Source organism: Microbacterium profundi (assembly GCF_000763375.1).
GTDB classification, from domain to species: domain Bacteria; phylum Actinomycetota; class Actinomycetes; order Actinomycetales; family Microbacteriaceae; genus Microbacterium; species Microbacterium profundi.
The window spans coordinates 1,525,522-1,544,567 of sequence record NZ_JPSY01000001.1 but is presented as its reverse complement, the minus strand read 5'-3'; the positions used below and the strand labels follow the sequence as shown (position 1 = coordinate 1,544,567).

General features: G+C 66.9%; 19 protein-coding genes. 8 read left to right on the top strand and 11 right to left on the bottom strand.

Annotation, left to right across the window (positions count from 1 at the left end; genetic code table 11):
- Nucleotides 1–60 precede the first annotated feature (60 nt).
- Both JF52_RS0107310 and JF52_RS0107305 read left to right on the top strand, forming a co-directional pair.
- Nucleotides 61–411 carry a PadR family transcriptional regulator gene (locus JF52_RS0107310; protein ID WP_033105616.1) on the top strand — a complete coding sequence of 117 codons (351 nt, stop codon included), beginning with the start codon at nucleotides 61–63 and terminating at the stop codon, nucleotides 409–411.
- Nucleotides 411–1,454 (top strand): DUF1700 domain-containing protein, encoded by a 1,044-nt coding sequence (locus tag JF52_RS0107305; RefSeq protein WP_052166826.1) that lies wholly within the window; start codon nucleotides 411–413, stop codon nucleotides 1,452–1,454. Before JF52_RS0107310 ends, JF52_RS0107305 begins: the two co-directional genes overlap by 1 nt.
- Nucleotides 1,455–1,478: 24 nt before the next feature.
- On the opposite strand, the gene JF52_RS0107300 is transcribed toward JF52_RS0107305, so the two are convergent.
- The gene (locus JF52_RS0107300; RefSeq protein ID WP_033105615.1) at nucleotides 1,479–2,777 is read right to left on the bottom strand and encodes a glycosyltransferase; all 1,299 of its coding nucleotides are present in this window, start codon (nucleotides 2,775–2,777) and stop codon (nucleotides 1,479–1,481) included.
- 64 nt (nucleotides 2,778–2,841) lie between these two features.
- Between JF52_RS0107300 and JF52_RS0107295 the strand changes: the two genes are divergently transcribed.
- Nucleotides 2,842–3,477 carry a TetR/AcrR family transcriptional regulator gene (locus JF52_RS0107295; RefSeq protein ID WP_033105614.1) on the top strand — a complete coding sequence of 212 codons (636 nt, stop codon included), beginning with the start codon at nucleotides 2,842–2,844 and terminating at the stop codon, nucleotides 3,475–3,477.
- Nucleotides 3,478–3,492: 15 nt separating this feature from the next.
- On the opposite strand, the gene JF52_RS0107290 is transcribed toward JF52_RS0107295, so the two are convergent.
- From JF52_RS0107290 to JF52_RS0107280, 3 genes are all read right to left on the bottom strand, one after another.
- The gene (locus JF52_RS0107290) at nucleotides 3,493–3,882 is read right to left on the bottom strand and encodes a DUF779 domain-containing protein (RefSeq protein WP_033105613.1); all 390 of its coding nucleotides are present in this window, start codon (nucleotides 3,880–3,882) and stop codon (nucleotides 3,493–3,495) included.
- Between the two features lie 69 nt (nucleotides 3,883–3,951).
- Entirely contained in the window at nucleotides 3,952–5,502 is a 1,551-nt protein-coding gene (gene exaC, locus JF52_RS0107285; protein ID WP_033105612.1) for an acetaldehyde dehydrogenase ExaC, read from the bottom strand.
- 101 nt (nucleotides 5,503–5,603) lie between these two features.
- A complete protein-coding gene (locus tag JF52_RS0107280) occupies nucleotides 5,604–6,932 on the bottom strand; it encodes a GAF domain-containing protein (protein ID WP_033105611.1) in 1,329 nt (442 codons plus the stop codon).
- Nucleotides 6,933–7,040: 108 nt separating this feature from the next.
- Here JF52_RS0107280 and JF52_RS0107275 point away from each other — a divergent pair, with 108 nt between their 5' ends.
- Both JF52_RS0107275 and JF52_RS0107270 read left to right on the top strand, forming a co-directional pair.
- Nucleotides 7,041–7,379 (top strand): FitA-like ribbon-helix-helix domain-containing protein, encoded by a 339-nt coding sequence (locus JF52_RS0107275; protein ID WP_033105610.1) that lies wholly within the window; start codon nucleotides 7,041–7,043, stop codon nucleotides 7,377–7,379.
- Nucleotides 7,366–7,764, top strand: a complete 399-nt coding sequence (locus JF52_RS0107270; RefSeq protein WP_033105609.1) for a PIN domain-containing protein — start codon at nucleotides 7,366–7,368, stop codon at nucleotides 7,762–7,764. Before JF52_RS0107275 ends, JF52_RS0107270 begins: the two co-directional genes overlap by 14 nt.
- Before the next feature lie 39 nt (nucleotides 7,765–7,803).
- Here the strand turns inward: JF52_RS0107270 and JF52_RS0107265 are convergent, their stop codons facing one another.
- The 5 genes from JF52_RS0107265 to JF52_RS0107245 form a co-directional block, all read right to left on the bottom strand.
- Nucleotides 7,804–9,231 (bottom strand): CCA tRNA nucleotidyltransferase, encoded by a 1,428-nt coding sequence (locus tag JF52_RS0107265; protein ID WP_033105608.1) that lies wholly within the window; start codon nucleotides 9,229–9,231, stop codon nucleotides 7,804–7,806.
- Between the two features lie 92 nt (nucleotides 9,232–9,323).
- On the bottom strand, nucleotides 9,324–9,608 hold the full coding sequence (locus JF52_RS0107260; protein ID WP_033105607.1) for a hypothetical protein: 285 nt from the start codon (nucleotides 9,606–9,608) through the stop codon (nucleotides 9,324–9,326).
- Nucleotides 9,609–9,633: 25 nt separating this feature from the next.
- Nucleotides 9,634–10,686, bottom strand: a complete 1,053-nt coding sequence (locus JF52_RS0107255; RefSeq protein ID WP_033105606.1) for an LLM class flavin-dependent oxidoreductase — start codon at nucleotides 10,684–10,686, stop codon at nucleotides 9,634–9,636.
- A 52-nt stretch (nucleotides 10,687–10,738) separates the two neighbouring features.
- A complete protein-coding gene (locus JF52_RS0107250) occupies nucleotides 10,739–12,283 on the bottom strand; it encodes a DUF7059 domain-containing protein (RefSeq protein ID WP_200880967.1) in 1,545 nt (514 codons plus the stop codon).
- 19 nt (nucleotides 12,284–12,302) lie between these two features.
- Nucleotides 12,303–13,379 carry an IS30 family transposase gene (locus tag JF52_RS0107245; RefSeq protein WP_033105604.1) on the bottom strand — a complete coding sequence of 359 codons (1,077 nt, stop codon included), beginning with the start codon at nucleotides 13,377–13,379 and terminating at the stop codon, nucleotides 12,303–12,305.
- A gap of 167 nt (nucleotides 13,380–13,546) precedes the next feature.
- On the opposite strand from JF52_RS0107245, the gene JF52_RS0107240 reads away from it, so the two are divergent.
- The 3 genes from JF52_RS0107240 (at nucleotide 13,547) to trxA (ending at nucleotide 17,127) form a co-directional block, all read left to right on the top strand.
- Nucleotides 13,547–15,637: a DUF6049 family protein gene (locus JF52_RS0107240; protein ID WP_084595664.1), complete on the top strand. Its 2,091-nt coding sequence runs from the start codon at nucleotides 13,547–13,549 to the stop codon at nucleotides 15,635–15,637.
- Nucleotides 15,638–15,768: 131 nt separating this feature from the next.
- Nucleotides 15,769–16,740: a thioredoxin-disulfide reductase gene (trxB, locus tag JF52_RS0107235; RefSeq protein ID WP_033105603.1), complete on the top strand. Its 972-nt coding sequence runs from the start codon at nucleotides 15,769–15,771 to the stop codon at nucleotides 16,738–16,740.
- 63 nt (nucleotides 16,741–16,803) lie between these two features.
- A complete protein-coding gene (trxA, locus tag JF52_RS0107230; RefSeq protein ID WP_033105602.1) occupies nucleotides 16,804–17,127 on the top strand; it encodes a thioredoxin in 324 nt (107 codons plus the stop codon).
- A gap of 109 nt (nucleotides 17,128–17,236) precedes the next feature.
- On the opposite strand, the gene JF52_RS0107225 is transcribed toward trxA, so the two are convergent.
- Both JF52_RS0107225 and JF52_RS0107220 read right to left on the bottom strand, forming a co-directional pair.
- Nucleotides 17,237–17,572 carry a hypothetical protein gene (locus JF52_RS0107225; RefSeq protein WP_033105601.1) on the bottom strand — a complete coding sequence of 112 codons (336 nt, stop codon included), beginning with the start codon at nucleotides 17,570–17,572 and terminating at the stop codon, nucleotides 17,237–17,239.
- 9 nt (nucleotides 17,573–17,581) lie between these two features.
- On the bottom strand, nucleotides 17,582–19,024 hold the full coding sequence (locus tag JF52_RS0107220; RefSeq protein ID WP_052166825.1) for a sugar porter family MFS transporter: 1,443 nt from the start codon (nucleotides 19,022–19,024) through the stop codon (nucleotides 17,582–17,584).
- Nucleotides 19,025–19,046 lie beyond the last annotated feature (22 nt).

The following is a 19,046-nucleotide window of genomic DNA, read 5'->3' as shown; positions in this document are numbered from 1 at the left end:
CGGTACTGTGCAGTGCGTGGTAGTGTGCGATGCATCGAAGTAGAGGCAGAAGGAGCGCCGATGGACACGACTCAATTACTCAAGGGCGTGCTCGACGTGGCGGTGCTGGCCGTGCTCCGCCAGGAGGACGGCTATGGATACGACATCGTGCGTCGCCTCCGGGATGCCGGTCTCGGTGACGTCGGCGACGCATCTGTGTACGGCACGCTGCGCCGGCTCTACGCCGCCGGCTCGCTGTCGAGTTACGTCGTCCCCTCCGACGGTGGCCCGCATCGGAAGTACTACGCGATCAACCCCCAGGGCGTGAAGTCGCTCGACGCGCAGAAGGCGAGCTGGACGGACTTCGCCAACGCCATGACCGGGTTGCTCGCAGCAGCGCGCACAGAACCCAACGCAATCGGAGAGAAGTGATGAACAGCCTTGAGACCTCGCTCGATGAGCGCATCCGCGCCTTCGCCGACGCCGTGCGCACGCACCTCGACGACCTTCCCGCCGACGAGCTCGATGACATCATCGTCGGACTCACCGCCGACCTCGCCGAGCAGGCCGCCGACGGCGGCGGAGTACTCGAGCTCGGTGATCCGTCCGCCTACGCCGCAGAGCTGCGGTCGGCTGCCGGTCTGCCTGACCGGTCGGATGCCGTGAAGCACGAGACCGTGCGCGCGAGAGTGTCCCGACGCCTCGGGTACATCGCCGACAGCATCCGCCGCAACGCCTTCAGTGTGTGGCTGCTCGACCTGCTCGTCGCTCTGCGTCCGGTCTGGTGGGTGCTGCGAGGCTTCGGAATCTACGGGGTCGCGCATGCACTGTTCGGGTCGCCGTCGTTCGGCGGCACTGGATCGGTCCTGCCGGACACTCTGTTCGGATGGCTCATTCTGCTCGCGATGATCATCGTCAGCGTGCAGTGGGGTCGCGACCGCTGGCTGCCTCGGAACGCGCTGCGGCACATGCGCACCGTGGCCAGCGTGATCGCGGTGCTCGCGCTGCCGTTCGCCCTCGCCTCGGTTCTGATTCCGCGGGTCGAGTACGTCGACAACGGCGCCTACCAACAGCCCGGTCTCCTGCTCGACGGGGTTCAGGTCGGCAACATCTTCGCGTACGACGAGAACGGCGAGCTCATCGAGCGCGTGCAGCTCTACACCGACCAAGGAACGCCCCTGAACCTGTTCGGGGGAACGATCGAGGAGGGCGTCGACGGCACGTGGCAGGGCTTCGGGTGGGACGGCGACAACCCTGTCCGCGTACCGTTCCGCGACGCCCGTGAGGCCGAGGTCTGGAACATCTATCCGCTCAAGGAGGGCAGGGTCGATCCGAACACCAGCAAGGTCCGCACGTCGACGGTCAGGGATGCGGCGGCACCGTTCCTGCGCGCACCCGGCCTCCTCACGCCGTCGCCGACACCCTCACCGACCGATGCTCCGATCGACGGGATCACGCCGACTCCGAAGCCGTGACCGACGCGGCAGGTGAGCGCACCATCATCCGGCCGCGACCCACCCTCGCGACGACGCGTCGAGCACATCTCCGAGCGTGCTCAACGCATCGGTTTCGCGCATCGCCGATCCGATCCGCTCGGCGTTCGCGCGATAGGTCGGATCCTTCAGCACCTTCCCCACGGCGCGTCCGACCTGCTCAGGGGTGACGGTGCTCGCTCGCAGGTTCACCCCTGCCCCCGTCCATCCGACCCTCGCCGACACCTCGACCTTGTCCTCGGTCTGACCGGCCACGACGATCGGCACGCCGTGCGCCAGCGCCTGCTGCACTCCGCCGTACCCGCCGTTGGTCACCATCACATCGACCAGAGGAAGCAGGCGATCGTACGGAAGATAGTCGGCGACGCGTACGTTGGCGGGCAGGTCCGCAGGCAGCGCCTCCACCGGACGCCCGCCGGTCGAGACGACCACGAGTACGTCGGATGCGGCGAGCGCGGTGATCGTCGGCATCACGATCTGCCCGAAGTCCGAGTTCGCGATCGTCCCCTGAGTGACGTGCACGACAGGCCTCGAGCCGTCGAGGTCCGACCACCAGGCGGGCAGCGTCCGTTCGGACTTCGGCGACGGCAGCGGCCCGGCGAAGTGCACGGTCGAGGGCAGATCGGAGCGGGGGTACTCGAATTCGGGCACGGTGAACTGCACATAGGCGTCGGCGCGCCCCGCCCAGTCGAGCACGAACCCGCCGAGTTCCCGGCCGACCTCGCGTCGGGCCATGTCATCCGCTTCGCGTTGGATGCCGCCGAAGACCACCTGTTCGGCGATCGTGCGCAGCACCGCGTTGCGGATCCGGCCGATCGGCCCTGGCATCGGGGTCACGCCCAGGCCGAACGGAGCGGCGTCTCGACTGCGGGCACCCAGCGGGAAGATCCCCAGCACCACGACCGGCGGACGTTCGCGCTGCGGCAGCAGCTGCAGCAGCGCTCCCCCGACGAACAGCGGCTCGGTGAGCACGGCGTCGATACTCCGCTCGGCGAGTTCGGCCCGAACCGCCCCCAGCTGCGCCGCACCCGGCCGTACGAACAGATTGCTCATGTCGAATCGCAGGGCTGCAGGGCCCGTGAGCCCGATCCGGTCCGGGAATGCGGAATTCGCATCGTCCAGGTCCACGTCGGCCTCCGTCGGCAGGGCGATGAAGCGCGCGCCGGCGGCCGAGACCTCTGCCGCGTACCGAGGACTCGTGAGGAAGCCGACCTCATGGCCGCGCGCGATCAGATGACGGGTGATCTGCAGCAGCGGCATGACATGACCGTGCGCCGGCGTGCACGTGATGAGGTAACTGGACATGGCGGGTTCTTTCCCTAAGATTGAATGTACTCCCGTAGTATTCATCACCCCGTGAGGAAAGTCAATGACGGATGCCGTGCCCCGCGCCTATCGATCCGAGCTGCGAGCACGACAGGCCAAGGAGACGCGGGCCCGTATCGTCGCGGCATCCGCCCGGCTGTTCGCCACGCAGGGCTATCAGGCCACCACGATCGCGGCCATAGCGCGCGATGCGGGCGTCTCAGCAGAGACGGTCAAGGCGGCCGCGGCGAAGGCCGAGCTGCTGATCGCCGCGTTCGAGGTCACCTTCTCCGGGTCGGAGTCTGCTGAGTCCCTCGCCGACACCGAAGTCGGCGCCGGGGTCATGGAACTGCCGGACGACGTCTTCCTCGATGCCGTCCTCGCTCAGATCACGACGGCCAACTCCCGCGGCCACGCGCTGTGGTCCGTGCTGCTCGGCGCCGCATCCTCCGATCGGGTCGTCGACGAGGCGCTGCGGAACATCCTCGAGCACCGCGCGGCCGACTTCCGTCTGCTGGTGTCGGAGTTCGTGCGCCGCGGCATCGCGACGGATCTCATCGATCCGGATGCCACGGCCGACGTGCTCTCGTTCCTGCTGTCGCCCGAGAGCTATCAGCAGCTGGTCGTTCAGTCCGGCTGGACCGACGAGCGCTACGGCGCCTGGCTTCGAGGCGCGGTGCTCGCCGAACTCGCTCACTGAGGCTGCGGCCCGAGCTCAACCCAGCCCGAAGTACTCCAGCTCCGCGTCGTTCAGCATGCGGGAGCGGATGAGGAAGCGCATCCCGGTCGGACCCTCCACGCTGAACCCCGCACCACGACCCGGCACGACGTCGATGGTCAGGTGCGTGTACTTCCAGTATTCGAACTGCGATTCGGACATGTACACCTCGATCCGAGCATCCAGCCCGGCGTCGATCTCGCCGAGCAGCACATCGCTCGGCCCGGTGATGAACATCCCGATCGGATAGCACATCGGGCTCGAGCCATCGCAGCATCCGCCGGACTGATGGAACATCAGCGGGCCGTGCTGCACGGTGAGCTCACGAAGCAGGGATGCCGCGGCATCCGTCACGTCGACCCGCTGGTAGGTGCCGATGCTGACCATGTCGTGCTCCTCACGTGGCTTTCGGGCGGGCGCCAGCGGCGGCGCCCGCCCGAAATCTGTTCAGTCGGTTCAGAAGAAGCCCATGGGGCCCTCGGCGTACGACACGAGGAGGTTCTTCGTCTGCTGGTAGTGATCGAGCATCTTCAGGTGATTCTCCCGCCCGATGCCGGACTGCTTGTACCCGCCGAACGCGGCGTGCGCCGGGTACTGGTGGTAGGTGTTCGTCCACACGCGACCCGCCTGAATGGCACGTCCCGCGCGGTACGCGGTGTCGCCGCTGCGCGTCCAGACGCCGGATCCCAGGCCGTACAGGGTGTCGTTGGCGATGTCGATCGCGTCGTCGTAGCCGTCGAAGCTCGTCACGGCGAGCACCGGCCCGAAGATCTCCTCCTGGAAGATGCGCATGTCGTTCGTGCCCTCGAAGACGGTCGGGGTGACGTAGAAGCCCTCGCTGAGATCTCCTCCGAGATCGGCGCGCTCTCCACCGGTGAGCAGCTTCGCCCCGCCCTGCTTGCCGATGTCGATGTAACTGAGGATCTTCTCCAGTTGATCGTTCGACGCCTGCGCGCCGATCATCGTGGTCAAGTCGAGCGGGTTGCCCTGGACGATCTTGCCGACGCGGTCGAGACCGTCAGCGAGGAAACCGTCGTAGATCGAACGCTGGATGAGCGCACGCGACGGGCAGGTGCAGACCTCGCCCTGATTCAGCGCGAACATGGCGAAGCCCTCGAGCGCCTTGTCGTAGAAGGCGTCGTCCGTCGAGCGGGCGACATCCTCGAAGAACACGTTCGGGGACTTCCCTCCGAGCTCCAGCGTGACCGGGATCAGGTTCTGCGAGGCGTACTGCATGATCAGGCGGCCGGTCGTGGTCTCGCCCGTGAACGCGATCTTGCGGATCTTCTTGTGCTGCGCGAGCGGGGCGCCCGCCTCGATGCCGAAGCCGTTCACGATGTTGACGACACCGGCCGGCAGCAGGTCGCCGATGATCTCGAACAGGAACAGGATGGATGCCGGCGTCTGCTCCGCCGGCTTCAAGACGATGCAGTTGCCTGCGGCGAGCGCTGGCGCGAGCTTCCACACCGCCATGAGGATCGGGAAGTTCCACGGGATGATCTGACCGACCACTCCGAGCGGCTCCTGGAAGTGGTACGCGACCGTGTTCTCGTCGAGCTGGCTGAGCGTGCCCTCCTGCCCGCGCAGCACGCCGGCGAAGTACCGGAAATGGTCCACGGCGAGCGGGATGTCGGCGGCCAGGGTCTCGCGGACCGGCTTGCCGTTCTCCCAGGTCTCGGCGACCGCGATCTCCTCGAGATGCTGCTCCATGCGGTCGGCGATCCTGTTGAGCACGATGCTGCGCTCGGCGGGGCTCGTCCTGCCCCATCCGGCGAATGCCTGCCACGCGACCTCGACGGCGCGATCGATGTCTTCCACCGTGCCGCGGGCGACCTCGGTGAACGGCTTGCCGTTGACCGGACTCACGTTCTCGAAGTACTGGCCCTTGACGGGTTCCACGAACTCGCCGCCGATGTAGTGCCCGTACCGCGGGCGGTATTGCGCAACGGCGCCGTCGGTGCCGGGCGCTGCGTAGGCGGTGGATACGGTCTCTTCGACGATGGTCATGTGCGTCTCCTTCGACGGGCAGCTGCACTGCTGCGGGCTTTGCGTCGAAGGTAGGCCGCGCAACGTTGCATGACGGTGCGTCACGTTGCATCCGGTTGCGCTCAGTCGCGCTGGAGCTTCTCGATCCGGCTCACGAGTCCTGTGCGGCGCGGCGAGCGCGCGGGCAGCATCTCGAGGCACAGCCGCAGGGCCTCTTCGTCCTCTGCGCCCTCGGGGATGTCGGCGTAGGCGAGAAGGACGTCCACGCTGGCCTCTGTGAGCATCGCCTCGCGGAGCGCTGCGCGGATGCCGGCGCGCATCTCCTCCACTCCCGGGGCCGTCGACTCGGGAAGCACCGGTCCTCGATACGAGCTCAGGGCGACGCGATGCGCACCACGGTCGAGCAGCGACAGCACGTTGTGCGCATCGGTCTCCAGCGGCACACCCAGTCGGTATGGCCTGGATTCCGGCACGAGCTCGGGCGCGGTGGCTTGGAGCACCTTGCGCAGGCGCACCATCTCGGGTCGCAGTGTGTCAGGCGACGCCCCCTCGCCGTACACGAGTTCCGCAAGGCGATCGGCGGACATGCCCTGTCGGTGGGTCGCCAGCATGAGCAGGATCTCGGCGTGCCTGGCGCTGAGTTCGACGACCGACTCGGCATCGTCGGCGAAGATCTCGAGCCGTGCGCGATCTCGTCCGAGCACCCGCAGCATGGCTCTGGTCGGGGTCGCCTTGCGCGCGTGCCGGCGGGGCGGCGGGGGCGCGGTCGTGCTGCGGGCCCTGAGCCTTGCGACCAGCAGCTCTGACTCCACTGCCCTCGCCGTGGCATCGACCAGCAGCCGGGCCTGCGGTGTCGCGACCTCGGGACCCCCTGTGACGTCGATCACGCCGAGAATCCTCTTCGTCTCCGGATCGAGCACCGGTGCCGCCGTGCACGACCAGGGATGCACGAGCCGGTTGTAGTGCTCCGCCTGATGTATCTGCACCGATTCACCGAGCTGGAGCGCGGTGCCTGGCGCTGACGTCCCGACAGCGTCCTCTGACCAGTCGGCTCCGGCGACGAAGCCCATCTCACCACTGAGCACTCTCTTGTCCAGGTCGCCCTCGACCCAGAGCAGACGGCCCGCATGATCTCCGACGGCCACGATCACGCCTGACGCCGCCGGATCACCGGGAAGCAACAGTCCGCGGATCATCGCCATCGCATCGGCGAGCGGATGCTCCAGTCGGTACCGTTCGAGCTCTTCCGCGTCGAGCGCAAGAGGAGGAAGGCCTTCGGCCCCGACGCGCTGCCGCCAGGACCGCTCCCACGAGTCGCGTACCAGAGGGCGCACGTGCTCGAGACGTCGATCTTCGAGGTTGCCTGCCACGAGCTCCTCGTGCGCACGCTCGATGATCAGACGCGATGCCTCGGCGGAGACGTCACGCGATGCTGACCATGATGATGACAAGGCTCTCCTGTCTTCGGTGACGGAGCGTGGTCTCAGTGTACGGCGATGTGAGATCCGCAGGCCGGTTCTGAATCTGCGGTGCTAGCATTATGCCATCAGGAGGTCGCCATGGCTGCCATCACGATCCGGAATCTGCCCGACGAGGTCGTCGAAGCGCTCAAGCGGCGCGCCAAGAAGAACTCGCGGTCGATGGAGGCCGAGGTACGAGATGCCCTCACACGACTGGCAGATGGCGACGACGTCGGTAGCGGGATGGAAGGGCGACTCGCGCGACAGGTGCATGCGCACCGTTTCTCCGTTCCGGGCAGCGAGATCATGGCTCGAATCGAAGCGAACCCACCGACCGAGGAGGAACGACAGGCCGCGAGGAGATGGGCCGAGGAGCTGTACCGCTTGAGAGACGACGACCCGCTCATCGACCCGTGGGAACGCTATGCAGCTCCTTGACACCTCGGTGCTGATCACCTTCGGGGAGTCTGCGCTTCCTGACGATGCGACCGTGTTGAGCGCCATCTCCGAAGCAGAGTTGCGGTTCGGTATCGAGCATGCGCCGTCACCACAGGAGCGAAGGTCGCGCACAACCCGATTCGCGCGAATCGAATACTCCGTCGCCGCAGGCTGGGCGCCATTCGATTCGGCGGCTGCAGCAAGCTACGGCCACCTTGCCGCGCTCGTCGCGAAGACCCGCCCATCACACGCACGCAGCAAAGACATCATGCTCGCCGCACACGCCCACTCCCTCGGCGCCGTGTTCGTGACATTGAACCCTAAGGATTTCGAACTCGTCGCAGATGAAGTCGAAGTCATCGTTCCCGAGCTGCGGACGCCCTGAGCGCGCCGTTCACCCCAGCGCCGTTCACCTCAGCGATGTTCAGCCGCGCGCTGACCACCACGCGCGCAGGCGCTGCTCTGCGACATCCGATCCGAGCACGCCCTCGTCGAGGCGCAGATCGAGCAGGAACTTGTATGCCTCGCCGATCTCTCGGCCCGGCCCGATCCCGAGGATCGTCTGGATCTGATTGCCGTCCAGCTCGGGGCGCATGGCGTCGAGCTGCTCCTGCTCGCGCAGGTCAGCGATGCGCTTCTCGAGGTCGTCGTACGCGCCGGCGAGGCGCGATGCCTTGCGCTTGTTCCGCGTGGTGACGTCGGCGCGGGTGAGGATGTGCAGGCGCTCCAGCAGATCGCCGGCATCGCGCACGTAGCGGCGCACCGCGGCATCCGTCCACGTCCCCTCGGCGTAACCGAAGAAGCGCAGATGCAGTTCGATCAGGGTGGCGACGGCATCCGTTGTGTCGCCGTCGAAGCGCAGGGACTGCAGGCGCTTGCGCGCCATGCGCGATCCGACGACGTCGTGGTGGTGGAACGTGACCGCTCCCCCTGGCTCGAGCTTGCGGGTGCGGGGCTTGCCGATGTCGTGCAGCAGCGCGGCGATGCGCAGCGGTACATCCGGCGCAGCATCCGGATGCCGGGCGTGCTCGAGTTCGATCGCCTGGGTGAGCACGGTCAGCGAGTGCTCGTAGACGTCCTTGTGGTGATGGTGCTCGTCGACCTCGAGACGCAGCGCGCTGACTTCGGGCAGGAACTCCTCGATGAGCTCGGTGTCGACCAGCACTCGGATGCCGCGCGCGGGGTCGTCCGTCTGCATCAGGCGCACGAACTCACCCTGGATACGCTCGGGGCTCACGATCTTGAGCGTCGCGCGCAGGCGGCCGATCGCCTCGAGCGTGTCGGCCTCGATCTCGAACCCGAGCTGCGCACTGAAGCGGGCTGCGCGCAGCATCCGGAGCGGATCGTCGCCGAAGCTCACGTTCGGGTCGGTGGGCGTGCGCAGGACGCCGGCGACCAGGTCCTCCACACCGCCGGTCGGGTCGACGAGCTTCACTGCGGGCACCTGCAGCGCCATCGCGTTGACCCGGAAGTCGCGGCGCACCAGGTCGCCTTCGATCGTGTCGCCGAATTCGACGGTGGGCTTGCGGGTGACGCCGTCGTAGCTGTCGGCGCGGTAGCTGGTGATCTCCACCTGCTCGCCGCGCACCTTGGCGCCGATGGTGCCGAAGGCTCGGCCGATGTCCCACTGCGTGGATGAGATCGGCGTGACGATCTTCAGGATCTCGTCGGGAGAGGCGTTCGTCGTGAAGTCGAGGTCGTTCACCTCTCGTCCGAGCAGTGCGTCACGCACCGGTCCGCCGACGACGGCGAGCTCGAACCCGGCGGCCGCGAAGGCGCGAGCGACTTCGGCGACGACGGATCCCTCGGCGAGCGCGCGCAGGCGTTCGAGCCCTTCGGCCATGTTCAGCATGGATTCCAGGTTACCGGGGTGCCTGGCGCGGTACGCGCGCGTCGAGCCTCGTCGCCGAGCAGCCGAACCGCATGCAGCGGCTCGGCGCCTGCTTAGCGGCCGGTGAGGTCGCGCATCTCCCTCGCGTTGCGGCGGATCATCGACATCAGGCTCGTAGACATGACGAACGCGCCGACGGCGGCGATCCCGATGAGGATCCAGATGCCCTGATCGGGATCGACGAGCCCCAGCACATAGACGGCGATGGCGGCCACGGCGAGCGCGATCCCTTCGACCAGGGCGATCGTGACGAGCAGTCGTGTCTGGCGCCGCTGGTGCTGGCGCTTGAGCTCCTCGACGCGAGGATCGTTCGAACTGGCGTTCAGTGAGTAGCTCATGCCGGAAGCGTAGCGGTGCTCCCGCTCAGGCCGGGTCGCCCTGTACAGGCCCCTCGGTGTTCGGCTTCCATCCCAGCGCCGGTGCGACATGCTCGGCGAACGACTCGAGCACGTGCAGGTTGTAGTCGACGCCGAGCTGGTTGGGGATGGTGAGCATGAGGGTGTCTGCGGCCATCACGGCCTCATCGGCGCGGAGCTGCTCGATGAGTACATCCGGTTCAGCGGCGTACGTCTTGCCGAACGTCGAACGGAACCCGTCGATGATGCCGACCTGGTCGCCGTTCTCGGCGCTGCGCAGACCGAAGTAGGCGCGATCCATGTCGTTGACGATCGGGAAGACGCTGCGACTGACCGAGACCCGCGGCGTACCGGTGTGCCCGGCAGCCTTGTATGCCGCGCGATACAGGTCGATCTGCTCACGCTGCAGCTCGTGGAACTGGGCGCCGGTCGCCTCGGTGAGCAGCGTCGAGCTCATCATGTTGAGCCCCTTGCGACCGGTCTCCTCGGCGGTGGCGCGCGATCCCGATCCCCACCAGATGTGATCGCGCAGCGTCTCCGACCGCGGCTCGATCGCCAGGTAGCGCCCCTCGCCGACCTGCTTCGGGTCGCCCTGCACGACGCCGGCACCGTCGATCGCCTCCAGGAACAGGTCGAACTTGTCACGGGCCAGATCGGCGCCGCGCGGGTCCTCCGATCCGACATACCCGAACGCCTCGTAGCCGCGCAGCGCGGTTTCGGGTGAACCACGGCTCACGCCGAGCGCGATCCGGCCCCGCGCGATGAGGTCGAGGGCTGCGGCCTCTTCGGCGAATTGCAACGGGTTCTCGTACCGCATGTCGATGACTCCGGTGCCGACCTCGATGCGCTCGGTCTTCGCGGCCATCGCCGCCAGCAACGGCATGGGAGACGCCGCCTGACGTGCGAAGTGGTGCACCCGCACGTACGCGCCGTTGACGCCGAGCTGATCGGCACCGACCGTGAGGTCGATCGTCTGATGCAGCATGTCACCCGCGGTGCGTGTGCCGGAACCGGGCACAGGTGCGTAGTGCCCGAACGAGAGGAATCCGAAAGCCTTCATGGTTTCATGCAACCGAATGGATGCCGGCGGCATTCCCATCCCTTCGACAGGCTCAGGGAGCGAGCGGCACGAGGAATCCGTCGAGTACAAGCCGACGGATGCGGGGCTCGAGATCGTTCCACAGGTCCACGAGCGGCACGTCGAACATGTCGGCAAGCGCAGAGACGATCTGAGTGACGCTCAGCTCGCCGTCGCACGCTCCGACGAATCCGGCGAGCGCTGAGTCCACCGACACCGTGCGGCCGAAACCACCGCCCTGGCGCAGCTCGATCACGCTCGGGTCGTCGTCGCCCGGCATGTAGTGCCGCGCCTCGGTCACGTCGGCTGCGGTGACGAGCGTGTGCGGGATGCCTCGTGTCAGCGAATCGTGCGCGTCGAGGCCGTCGCGCAGCGCCCGGCCTGGCGCCGAGAGCGACTGCGGCACCGTCTCGAAGCGGCGCAGGCGCGCACCTGGGTCGTTCGCTGAGCCCGTCGAAGCGCCGGTGCGACGCAGCAGCACGTACCCGAAGCCGATCGCGGTGACCTCTCGCTCTGCGAAGTCGTCGAGCCAGGCCTCGAGCATCGCTCCGAAGGCGTCTTCACGTGGAGTGGTACCGCCGTCGCGGATCCACAGTTCGGCGTACCCGAGCGGGGTGAGCTCTTCGCGCTGGATCACCCAGGCATCCAGCGCGGGGTCGATCCAAGACTCGAGCCGATCCAGACCGGCAGCAGCGGGACGCGACTCCCAGTTTCCGAGCAGCTGGGCGATGCCGCCGGGCGTGAGGTGCGCGGGAACGTCGCGCACGAACTTCTCGACCAGGGCGTCGCCGATCAGCCCGCCGTCGCGGTACTCGTACGCGGTCAGGCCCTCGACGCGCGGGGTGATGACGAAGGGCGGGTTCGAGACGATCAGGTCGAACGCCTCGTCCGCGACCGGCTCGAACATGCTCCCCTGGCGGAACGTCACGTTGCTCACGCCGTTCAGCCGCGCGTTGAGCTCCGCGAACGCGAGTGCCCGTGCCGAGATGTCCGTCGCGACGACCTCACCCGCATGACGAGAGACGAGAAGGGCCTGGATGCCGCATCCGGTGCCGAGATCCAGCGCACGGCCGACCGGGACAGGCACGATCAGCTCGGCGAGCGTGCGCGACGCCCCACCCACGCCGAGTACGTGGTCCGGGGGCAGCGCGGTGCCTAGCGCGAGTTCATCGAGGTCGCTGGCGATCCACCACTCGCCGATTCCCTCAGCATCCACGAACGACTGGGGACGGATCAGCGCCGAAGGCGTGAGGTCTTCCTCATCCTCCGAGAATCGCGCCATCCCCAGACCGATGAGCCCTTCGAACCCGAGGCGCGGCAGCGCGTCATCGACCAGCGTGATCGGCTGCGGCATCCCGAGCACGAAGAGTCGACCGAGCGTCGCCAGCGCGCCCACATCTCGGGCGATCGCGCGCAGCACCGGTTCGCGCACGCCGCGACCGAGCGCGTCGTCGGCTTCTTCACCCCACAGGCTGCGAAGCGGCTCGGAACGGAAGTCGGCAGCATCCAGATCCGCCGCCAGCGCGGCGACGAGAGATGGATCGGGCGTGGGTGGGAGCGCGTCGGACACGGCCGTCACTCTACGCGCCTCCCGGGTTCTAGTTCGAGGTGCAACGTGGTGTGGCTTGGCTTGAGCATAGTTCGTTGAAGATCTCGGCGGGGGTTGCCCAGCCGAGGACTCGGCGGGGTCGGTTGTTGATCTCGGTGACGATCTCGTCGAGGTCTGTTTGGGTGAGGTCTTCGAAGCTGGTGCCTTTCGGGAGGTATTTGCGGATGCGGCCGTTGAAGTGCTCGTTCGTGCCCCGCTGCCATGCCGAGTACGGGTCGGCGAAGTAGGTCGGGATGGCGAGGGCGTCGGCGAGTTGGTAGTGGAACGCGAACTCGGACCCATTGTCCGCCGTCACGGAGCGGACGGCGTGGGCGGGTAGCGGCGAGTACACGCTCAGCTGTGCGTCGATGGTGGGCGCGGCGGCGATGGCGGGGATCTTCACGGCCTGCAGGTACCGGGCGCGGCGTTCCACGGTGGTGTGCAGCCCACCGGTGCCGCGCAGACCGAGGACGCTGTCGGATTCCCAGTGCCCGAACTCGATACGGTCCTCGACCAGGGCGGGGCGCTCGTGGATCGAGGTGCGCCACTTGATCCGCTCGGAATGCACCCGCCGGCCCTGTCGGCGGCGGCGCTTGCGCTGCCCGCGAGGCAGGTACTGCCAGAGCTTTCGGTGCTTCTGCTCGGGGGCGTAGATCCATGCGTAGAGCGTCTCGACTCCGACGCGCATCCGTGCATCGTCGGGGAACTCGAGCGGCAGCCGCCCGGAGATCTCCGCCGGGGTCCACCCGCGCCGAAGTGCGGAGATCACCCAATCCACGAGCTGGTCGTGGAGCATCCGGTACGGCTGGTGCGAACGCGCCGTGCGGGTATCGGCGTGCAGCTGCGCCTGCCCGCCCAGATATAGCCGCTCGTGCGGGCCGCGGGTATCGAGTCGGTTGCGCAGGTACGGGCGCAGGTTCGCGTGATCATGTTCGGGCTGCCACGATCCGCGGCGGCGTTCCCGGCTGATGGTGGAGCGGTGCACGCCGATCTGGCGGGCGATCTCCGCCAGGCTGGTGCCCTTCTCGAGCAGCCGCTCGATCTCGATCCGGTCTTCAAGAGTCAGATGACGGTAATGTGCGGTCAAGGAAGCGCAACCCTTCAGGTCGTGAGTGTGAATAACCACAACCTACGAGGTGTTGCGCTTCCGTTCAGAACTCGGGCCTTCAGGGTTCCCCTACCCCACCGGCCTAGAATCACAGGGTCACAACTCACGGGCTGACCCGCCGCGGTGCCCGAGGAAGACCAGAGACGTTGATCAGCCCCCGATTCAGCCGTCGCGTGCGCGCGCAGCGCCGTGCACACGGTGTCCGTGCACACGGTGTCCGTGCACACGGTGCCGTCGTGTTCGCGCTGGCCGCCGCGCTCATCCTCGCACCGCAGCTGACGGCCCTGACACCCGCCGTCGCCGACGAGGACGTGCCGGATGAGGGGACGATCGTGCTCTCACTCTCCGCGGGTGTCCACGGAGTCGCAAAGCCGGGTGCCTCTCTGATGACCACCGTCACGGTCGACAACGGCACGCAGGACGAACTTGCGGCCGGGCAGGTCACGCTCGAACTGAATCGCACTCCCGTCGCCGACGGCGCCGCGCTCACCGCCTGGCTCGACTCCGGAGAGGCGCCAGGCGCGTTCGCGTCGCTCGGCACCGAGGAATCCGAGGCAGTCGCGGCATCCGAGACATCCGCGCTTTCCGTTGTCACTCCGGCCGGCGTGCTCGGGAACCTGCCCGCGGGTGTCTATCCGATCAGGGTCAGCCTCGCTGAGGACGCCGGACCTCCCGCACCACCGACCACCGCGCAGAGCGTGCTCATCATCGATGGCGGCGTCGCGGCACAGGTGACGGTGCTCGTACCCGTCACGGCGACACCGGCCGAAGGCGGTCTGCTCACTGCGGACGAGCTCACAACACTGACGGCGCCTGACGGCGCGCTCACCGCTCAGCTCGACGGCATCGCCGGCACCTCGGCGGCACTCGCCGTCGACCCGCTGATCCCCGCCGCGATCCGCGCTCTCGGCACTGCCGCGCCGGCGAGCGCACTCGACTGGCTCGACAGGCTCGAGGCGCTCCCCAACGACCGCTTCGCGCTTCAGGCCGGGGATGCGGATGCGACGACCCAGTCCCGCGCGGGGCTTCCAGGTCTCCTGACGCCGCTGCCCCTCTCGTCGTATCTCGAGCCTGTGAACTTCGCCGCCACGACGACGCCGACGCCCACCGCTACTCCCACCCCCTCCGCATCACCGACGCCGACGGAACCGGAGCTTCCCACCGACGCCGAGCTGATGTCGATCGAAGGCCAGTCGCCCGCTGTGCTCTGGCCGACGGCCGGCGTCGACACGGCCGATCTCTCGACCTTCAACACGTGGATGGCGACGGATGCGACGACGATCCTGCCGTCGACATCGATCGCGGCATCTTCCGGGGCCGTGGCGGATATCGACGGCAATCGCGTGCTCGTGATGGATTCGGCCGGCTCCGCCGCTCTCTCGGATGCCGCCGCAGAGACGGACGACGGCGCCCGCGAGCACGACATCGCGGAGGGGATCGCGCATCTGGCGCTCACCGGCCCCGCAGCATCCATGCTGGTGGGACTCGATCGGAACGAGACCCGCACTGCCGAGGCTCTGCGCGAGACCATCCTCTCGGTCTCGTCGATTGCCGAGCCCACGGGCTTCAGCGCCCTGCGCACGACCTCGCCGCAGTCGGCGACCCTCCGAGTGTCGGAAACGGATGCGGCGGCATCCTCCGACCGCGCAGCCCTTCTGAACACATTGATCGCCGATGAAGCACGCCTGACCGCCTTCGCGACGATTCTCGAGGATCCGCTCGTGCTGCTCTCGCCCGAACGTCTTCAGATGCTGCGGGTGCTCGGTGTTCGCGACGCGTCGGAGTATGCCACGGCGGTCTCCGCCCATCGGGTCGCGTCGACGACGACACTCGATGCGGTCGGCGTGCAGGAGCCCAGTCCGATTCAGCTGTTCACCTCAGCGGCGCCGCTGCCGGTCTGGGTGCGAAACGATCTGCCCTGGCCGGTCAATGTGCAACTGACAGCCACGCCGTCCGACGCTCGCCTCGATGTGCAGCCATCCACTCCAGTCGAGGCCCTGCCGGCCAGCAACACGCGCGTCAAGGTCCCTGTGGAAGCGCGGGTCGGCAGCGGCGAGCTCAGCGTCGACTTCGCCCTGAGCTCGCCGACCGGTGTGAGCATCGGCACGGATCAGACCGCGATGGTCACGGTGCGCGCCGAATGGGAGAGCATCGGTCTCGTCATCCTCGGCGCGGTCATCGGACTGCTCCTCCTGCTCGGCATCATCCGCACCATCGTGCGGCGGCGCAGGGGGTAGAGCGCGCCGGTGCGCGCCCGGCCGCCGCGCGGGCAGGTTTTCACCAGGCGGTAGAGGACACGGGCGCGGGAATGCCGCGCGGTTACCATTGGTTGAAGCATCCGAGGCAAGAAATCTAAGACGGGGAGCACATGCGTCAGGTCATCATCATCGGTTCGGGTCCTGCAGGATTCACCGCCGCAATCTACGCCGCGCGCGCCAATCTGAAGCCGCTTCTCATCGCAAGCACCGTCGAGGTCGGCGGCGAACTGATGAACACGACTGAGGTCGAGAACTACCCCGGCTTCCCTGAGGGCATCCAGGGCCCTGAGCTGATGGCGAAGTTCCAGGAGCAGGCCGAGAAGTTCGGCACCGAGGTCGTCTACGACGACGTCACCTCCCTCGACGTGAACGGCCCCGTCAAGAGCGTCACCCTCGGCAGCGGCACGACGCACGAGGCCGCGACGATCATCTACGCGACCGGATCGGCGTACCGCAAGCTCGGCATCGAGGGCGAAGAGCGACTCTCCGGCTACGGCGTCTCATGGTGCGCGACCTGCGACGGCTTCTTCTTCCGCGAGAAGAACATCGCTGTCGTCGGCGGCGGCGACTCGGCGATGGAGGAGGCCACCTTCCTTACACGCTTCGCTTCGAAGGTGTACGTGATCCACCGCAAGGACACGCTGCGCGCCTCGAAGATCATGCAGGAGCGGGCGTTCGCGAACGAGAAGATCGAGTTCATCTGGAACACAGAGGTCGAAGAGATCACCGGTGGCGACAGCGTCAACGGCGTGAAGCTGCGCAACACCGTCGACGGCACGAGCAGCGAACTCGCCCTCGACGGACTTTTCGTCGCCATCGGAAACGACCCGCGCACGCACCTGATTCATGACAAGCTCGACCTCACCCCCGAGGGCACGATCTGGGTCGATGGCCGCTCTTCGCGCACCTCCGTTCCGGGCATCTTCGCCGCGGGCGACGTGATCGACCCGACCTATCGCCAGGCCATCACGGCTGCCGGAACCGGAACCATCGCGGCTCTCGACGCAGAGCACTTCCTCGCGGATTTTGACGACGCCTCCGTGGAGTTCCCCGCGGCGGAGGCGGCGGAGATCATCGTCTGACGGGAACACTTTCCATTCCTGCGCTGTTGTAGCGGGTGAAACTTCAATCCAAGGAGAAATCTGATGACTGCCAAGGTAACGAGCCAGGCGACCTGGGACCAGGATGTGCTACAGGCCGAAGGCCCCGTACTCGTGGACTTCTGGGCCGAATGGTGTGGACCGTGTCGCATGGTCGCGCCGGTGCTCGACCAGATCCAGTCGGAGAACCCCGACAAGATCACGATCGTCAAGCTCAACGTCGACGAGAACCCCGAGCTCGCCATGAAGTACCAGATCACGTCGATCCCGGCGATGAAGGTCTTCCAGGGCGGCGAGGTCAAGACGACCATCATCGGCGCGAAGCCGAAGCCCGCGCTCGAGAAGGATCTCGCCGCTTTCATCGGCTGATCCCGCTTCTCTTCAGGCCCGTCTCTCCATTCGGAGGGGCGGGCCTTTTTGTATGCACTTCACGGCATGCGATCCGGACCGGCCATGACGGGAACGCCGGTGACGTGATTCACTGCACGTCGGCGACCGTCGTGTCCCATTTGCGATGTCGAGTCTCGACGCCCAGAAGGCGCCAGACCGCAGGCGTCAGCGCCGGGTACTCCAGTGCGATCTGGCGCATCACACGGTAGTTTCGCGTGGCGTTGGGGCGCACGCCGTCGTTCGCAGCGATGTTGTCGGCCCGCAGCAGGTACACGACGAGTTCGTCCACGCTGGGAAGATCTTCCATGAAGTCCCACGGATCTTCACCGCTCAGAAGGCGTTCCTGGATGAGCACAGCCAGCTCATCCGCTGCCTCAGCCCTCAGCACTTCGAGGCTGGCACGGCGCGGAACGGCTTCTGACATGGTTCAAGCCTACGCGCGCTTACTGCCGCCTCGGCGCGGAAGATTCACAACATCCGTCATCGTCTCGAGCTCGCGGCCCTTGGTCTCGGGCACTTGGTAGAAGACGAAGAAGAACGACACGACGGCGAAGAATGCATAGAACCCGTAGGCGAACGTGAGGCCGATCTCGGCGAAGGCCGGGAACGTCGTAGAGATGAAGAAGTTCGCGATCCACTGCGCGGCCGCGGCGACGGCGAGGGCGCCGGCACGGATGCTGTTCGGGAACATCTCCCCCAGCAGCACCCAGACGAGCGGACCCCAGGTCGCACCGAAGAACACGACGAAGCCGTTGGCGCAGATCAGTGCGATCAGCGACCACGGTTGCGGGAGCACGACACTGCCGTCCTGCAGCGTACCGAACGAGAATGCCACCGCCATCATGCCCAGCGTCACGGCCATGCCGATGGACCCCGTGAGCAGCATCGGACGTCGGCCGACCTTGTCGACGAGAAGGATCGCGACGATCGTGACGACGATGTTCGTGATCGAGGTGATCACCGATGTCATCAGGGCCTGGGACTCGTCGAACCCCACGGACAGCCACAGCGTCGTCGAGTAGTAGAAGATCACGTTGATGCCGACGAACTGCTGGAAGACGCTCAGCAGGATGCCGACCCAGACGATGGGTTTCAACCCGAAGCGATCCCCGCGCAGGTCGCTCAGAGACTCCTTCTTCTCCGCATTCAGAGTCGAGCGGATCTCTTCGATCTTCACGTTCACGTCAGTCTCGCCGGTGAAGTCGAACAGCACCTGAGACGCCTTGTCGATCTGCCCACGAGCGACCAGGAACCGTGGCGATTCCGGCAGGCGCAATGCCATGACGCCGTAGACGATGGCCGGGATCGACTCGACCATGAACATCCAACGCCAGGCGTCGATCCCGAACCACAGCACATCCGCCGCGGAACCGGCGATGCTCGCCAGGAGGGCGTTGGAGAGCAGCGCGGTGAAGATACCTGTCACGATCGCGAGTTGCTGCAGAGACCCGAGCCGGCCGCGTACCTTCGCCGGTGACACTTCGGCGATGTACGCCGGGGCGATGACGGATGCTGCACCGACTCCGATGCCGCCGATCACGCGCCAGACGATGAGGTCGATGACTCCGAATGCGAAGCCCGAGCCGATCGACGAGGCGAGGAACAGCACCGCGGCGATCACCATCACGGGGATGCGTCCGAGCTTGTTCGCCAGGCTTCCGGCGAACCACGCTCCGACCGCGCAACCCAGTAGTGCAGACGACACGGCGAAGCCCTGCAGCGCGGGGCCGAGGTCGAACGCTCCGGCGAGAGCATCCACTGCTCCGTTGATCACGGCGGTGTCGAAGCCGAACAGGAAACCGCCGAGTGCGGCGGCGATGCTGATTCCGACGACTCTGGCGCTGAAGCGTCCGGACGTGCTCTTCTTCTCTGACATGTGCCCTCCCCCGTCTGTGCTC